The organism is Mycobacterium sp. KBS0706 (genome assembly GCF_005938675.2).
GTDB lineage: Bacteria > Pseudomonadota > Alphaproteobacteria > DSM-16000 > Inquilinaceae > Inquilinus.
Genome location: NZ_VCCH02000208.1, coordinates 1 through 4,910, shown reverse-complemented (window position 1 = coordinate 4,910; position 4,910 = coordinate 1). Strand labels below are relative to the sequence as shown.

Genomic DNA, 4,910 nt, shown 5'->3' with positions numbered 1-4,910 from the left:
AGCTACCTGCAAGAGTTCATTGAGTTTTGTGTATATACTTTCATCGTCAGCAATATGCTGGCGTTGGGAATGAGCACGCGCTTGGCCAATGTGATTGCTGAGCTAAGGAGGCCGCTTTCAATTTTTCTGACATTGTTGGTCAACTTTGTCATCTCACCTTTGGTTGCAGCCGCACTGGCTCGCACGATGCCACTTCAACCTGATCACGAGACTGGACTGCTGGCTCTAAGCGTCGCGGCGGGCGGACCATTTTTGCCCACTATCGCAAGAGCGTATGGGGGTGATGTTACTTATGCGGCAGCCATCACAGTGATACTGATAGTTGGGAGTCTCGTTCTTGCACCGTTTTTGATGTCTCTTTTATTAAGTGTTATAGAAATTGATTTTTACAATCTTGCTAAATCTTTGGTATTATTCATGTTGGTTCCAGTATCAGTTGGAATGATGGCATCAGAAATCGGTTTGCGCAATCTTGCATCCCTTATCGTGGCAATGAAGACAATTTCTAACATAGTTCTGACTCTGCTCATCGTGATGCTCTTTGGATTCAATTTCCAATCAATTCTCGATACAGTCGGCAGCCTGGCTATGAGCAGCTACGCGCTCTATCTGTTGGCGATCATCGGGATTGGATATTTTCTGGGCGCAATTGACGTGAAAACACAGAATATTTTTGCGCTTGGGGCGGGAAGCCGTAATTTTCCGGCGGCGCTGATCCTGGTGGGACCTCGCGCTGACACGCCAGGAGTGACGGTGATGCTGATTGCGGCGTTGGTCGTCAATCTGATTGCGCTCCTCGTCCTCGCCAGGGTGATGCGGCGCCGATGACTAGCTTGCCTTGCTTCAGCCGCCGGGCAATCCGGCCGTAAGCCGTGATCCTGGCATAGCGCCAGGGTCGGACCGTGAGTCCGAGGCCATGCCTGACGGTCGCTGGAGCGTGGCCCGGCCGGATTTGCGTTATGTCAAAAACCTCGCGCTTCGGGTCGCCTACACTTCGGCCGGAACGGACTGACCCCATCGATGGAGGGACGAATGCGCGGACTCGCCGTCTTCGCCGCTGTCACGACCACGCTGATGGCCGCGACATCCGCCCTGGCCCAGCAGGGAACCGGGTTCTATGTCGGTGCCGGTGCCGGCATCAATCTGCTCCAGGACAACAACCTGAACATCGACAACTACGATGTCGGACCGGCGGGAAACATCTATGGCGGCTATGACTGGGGTAGCCTGCGCGCCGACCTCGAGGTGAGCATTCGCGAGAACAGCCACGACGGCGACAACCATCAGACGACCCTCGGGATAATGGTGAACGGCTACTACGATTTCGAGTTCGGCTCGCCCTTCGTGCCCTATATCGGCGGTGGCATCGGGCTGGGCATCATCAGCGCCGATTTCCGCGGCAGCAACGACCAGTTCTTTCAGGACACACAGACGGCCTTCGCCTATGCGGGCATCGCCGGCGTCGCCTACAACTTCAGCCCGGCCCTGGCCGCCTCCCTCGAATACCGCTACCTCGGCACCACCGGGCCAACCTTCAAGGACAAGGGCGAGCGCATCACCTCGGACAGCAACAACAACCACAGCTTCCTGGTCGGCGTGCGCTACACCTTCGTTCCCCCGCCGCCGCCGCCGCCCGAGGTCACGCAGGTCACCCAGGCCCGCAGCTATCTCGTGTTCTTCGACTTCGACAGCTCGAGGCTGACGCCGGAGGCGAAGCAGATCGTGGCCTCGGCCGCCACGGACGCGCTTCAGGGCATGACCACGCAGATCAATGTCACCGGGCACACCGATCGCTCGGGCTCGGACCGGTACAACCAGGCCCTGTCAGTCCGCCGCGGTGAGGCCGTGCGCCGCGAACTCGTCGCTGACGGCGTGGCCGACGGCCTGATCACCGTCCGCGGCGTCGGCGAGGCCGACCCGCTGGTGCCGACGGCCGACGGCGTCCGCGAGCCGCAGAACCGCCGGGTCGAGATCGTTCTGAACTGACTGAGGTCCTTCGGTGCATGGTTTCACCGCTTCGAGGCGAATGTGGAGGAAGGCCACGGCGTATTCGACGGCACCGACGTCCGGAATGCCCGTGGTCGGAAAGATCCGATCCATGGCAACGCTCGTCTGAACTCGAGAAGGCAACTGTCAACCATCAGATGCTTGCTCGAAGCATCGTCCCGCTCCTGACCGATCGCCGCGCTCGCATGCCGCGCGTCCGCGGCCGGAGGCTGGTGTGAGCAGCCCGCAGTCGAAGGCGTTCCGCCAGCCTGCGCCGCTCGATGTCGCAGATGACGGCACGAATATCGCGACATTGACGGACGCGTTACCGAGCGCCGGCGCGGCCGTCCTCGAGGCAGTCGCCGCCGCGGATGCCGCCGCGCGCCGCTGGCGGTTTGATGAGGATGGGGCGGCCCCGGCTGGTTCCGACCGCCACAAGCGGATGTTCAGCCAGGTGATGCGGGAGACCTTCAACCCCTACAAACCGGCGGTGATCCCCTGGCCGGTGCTGGATCCGGAGGCGCAGCAGCGGCTGGTCTCTCTGCCGATCTGGGACACCGCGGTGCAGGTCGAGGGGCGGGCAAGGCTGCGCATCCGCAGCTACGCCCGCACGGTACAGGACCCGGCGGTGCGCGAGGCCCTGGAACTGATGGGCTTCGAGGAGGGCCGGCACAAGGAGGTGCTATCCCACCTCGTCGCCTTTTACGGCATCGCATTGAAGCCGGAGCCCGACTATGTCGAGCCGAAGGATCCGGAGCGGGCCTTCATGACCACCGGCATCAGCGAATGCGTCGACAGTTTCTTCGCCTTCGGCCTGTTCGAGATGGCACGCCGCTCCGGCTACTTCCCCGAGGCGCTGGTCGAGACCTTCGAGCCGGTGATCCAGGAGGAGGGGCGGCACATCCTGTTCTTCACCAACTGGCTCGCCTGGCGCCGCCGCACCATGCCGTGGTGGCGGCGGCCCTGGTTCACGCTGAAGACGCTGTCGATCTGGATCCTGGTCATCCGCGAGCGCATCAGCTTCGCCCGGGGCATGAGCAGGAGCGAGAAGAGTGACGCGGCCTTCACCTTGACCAGCGCGCAGTCGGTGTCGAACCAGGAGGTCGACCCGGCCGACCTGATGGATATCTGCCTGGCCGAGAACGACCGGCGCCTCGCCGGCTACGATCCGCGGCTGCGCCGGCCGAACACGGTGCCGCGGGGGATCCGCCTGGCACGGCTGCTCATCCGGCCGAAGCGGAAGAGGCAGGCATGACCCGGCGTGCAGACGCGAAGCCTCACGCAAGTGCGCAGTTCGGCGCGAACACGGCTGCGCTTGGTTTGGCACCAGTTCGCCTCTGTGGCGTGCTGGTCGTCTGGGGCTATATGCCCGAAACGCGTGCGCCCGGGTCTTTGTCCGAACTCGAGGTGGGTACCGGTCTCACCCGAAAAACCGCAGCACTAGCCTGGGAGAACTGCGATGGCTCGGAAGAACGCTTTCTATGCCCAGTCCGGTGGCGTCAGCGCTGTGATCAACGCCTCGGCGTGCGGGGTGCTGCAGACTGCGCGGCAGCATCCGGACCACATCGCCAAAGTCTATGCCGGCCGGAATGGCATCATCGGCGCGTTGACGGAAGATTTAATCGATACAAGCCTTGAGCCGGAAGCTGCGATAGCTGCGCTCAAATACACCCCGGGAGCTGCCTTTGGGTCTTGCCGCTACAAACTCGGGCCGGTTCATGAGCACCGCGCGCAATATGAACGCTTGATCGAGGTATTCCGGGCGCACGATGTCGGGTTCTTTTTCTACAACGGCGGCGGTGACTCGCAAGACACTGCGTGGAAGGTCAGCGAGATGAGTGCTGGTCTGGCCGATCCGATTATCTGCGTCGGCATTCCCAAGACGGTCGATAATGACTTGGAGATAACAGACTGTTCGCCAGGTTTTGGCTCAGCAGCGAAATACGCGGCGATCTCGCTTCGTGAGGCGGCGCTCGACGTGGCGGCGATGAGCCGTACCTCAACCAATGTGTTTGCGCTCGAAGTCATGGGCCGACACGCCGGCTGGACCACCGCCGCATGTGCCCTCGCCGCTGAGCATGAAGGCGATGCTCCGCACATTCTGCTTCTGCCGGAGGTAGTGTTCGATGAGGAAAGGTTTCTAGCCAAGGTCAACCAGGCTTTAGCCGAACACGGTTACTGTGTTATCGCCGTGTCGGAAGGAATCAAGGGATCAGACGGAGAGTTTCTCTCGGCTGGCACAAAGGATGCCTTTGGCCATACGCGGCTGGGAGGCGTCGCGCCGCTGATCACCAGTCTGATTAGCGCGAAGCTCAGCTGCAAGTGCCGTTGGGCAACTCCCGGCTACCTCCAGCGGTCGGCCCGGCACGTTGCCTCTGAGACGGATGTTGAGCAAGCTTACGCGGTCGGCAGGGCGGCGGTGGAATTCGCTGTCGCAGGAAGGAACGCGGTGATGCCGGCGATCCGCCGGCTCAGCGATGATCCGTATCGCTGGGATGTCGTCGAAGCCCCGCTGTCTCTGGTCGCCAACCGCGAGAAGCTGCTGCCGCCTCACTTCATCACCGCCGACGGTTTCGGGATCACCGAGGCGGCCCGTCGCTATTTGGCTCCCCTCATTGCCGGCGAAGCCTATCCACCATATAAGCAGGGCCTACCTGACTATGTGAAGCTACGGAACGTACAAGCGCCGAAGAAATTAGTTGGGACATTTGCAATCTAAGGCGGACTAAACGGCTTTGTCACGTTGTCGAGCGTGGCCGCGACCAGATCGGCATCCGCCAGATTCAGGCCGCGACGCCAGCGGCATTCCGCCATGCCGCGAACGCCTCGGCTCGGAAGAGTCGGTGTGTGCGTGCGGTGATGAGATGGCGGCAAACATTGAAGGTGTTGTAGGTCGCGGCGTGCATCGACAGGAATCGCTGCGT

Annotated in this window: 4 protein-coding genes and 1 pseudogene; 4 read left to right on the top strand and 1 reads right to left on the bottom strand. The window is 61.6% G+C overall.

Annotation, left to right across the window (positions count from 1 at the left end; translation table 11 throughout):
• The 4 genes from FFK22_RS40975 to FFK22_RS40960 all read left to right on the top strand — a co-directional run.
• Positions 1-828, top strand: an 828-nt coding sequence (locus FFK22_RS40975; protein ID WP_143956961.1) for a bile acid:sodium symporter family protein, incomplete at its 5' end; no start/stop codon positions are given.
• A gap of 204 nt (positions 829-1,032) precedes the next feature.
• Positions 1,033-1,986: an OmpA family protein gene (locus tag FFK22_RS40970; protein ID WP_186002955.1), complete on the top strand. Its 954-nt coding sequence runs from the start codon at positions 1,033-1,035 to the stop codon at positions 1,984-1,986.
• 235 nt (positions 1,987-2,221) lie between these two features.
• Positions 2,222-3,241 carry a hypothetical protein gene (locus tag FFK22_RS40965; RefSeq protein WP_221939272.1) on the top strand — a complete coding sequence of 340 codons (1,020 nt, stop codon included), beginning with the start codon at positions 2,222-2,224 and terminating at the stop codon, positions 3,239-3,241.
• A 204-nt stretch (positions 3,242-3,445) separates the two neighbouring features.
• Complete coding sequence (locus FFK22_RS40960; protein WP_138893182.1) at positions 3,446-4,705, top strand: 6-phosphofructokinase; 1,260 nt, start codon at positions 3,446-3,448, stop codon at positions 4,703-4,705.
• A gap of 64 nt (positions 4,706-4,769) precedes the next feature.
• Here FFK22_RS40960 and FFK22_RS40955 read toward each other — a convergent pair.
• Positions 4,770-4,910 (bottom strand): annotated as a pseudogene (locus tag FFK22_RS40955) (IS6 family transposase); the annotation flags it as partial.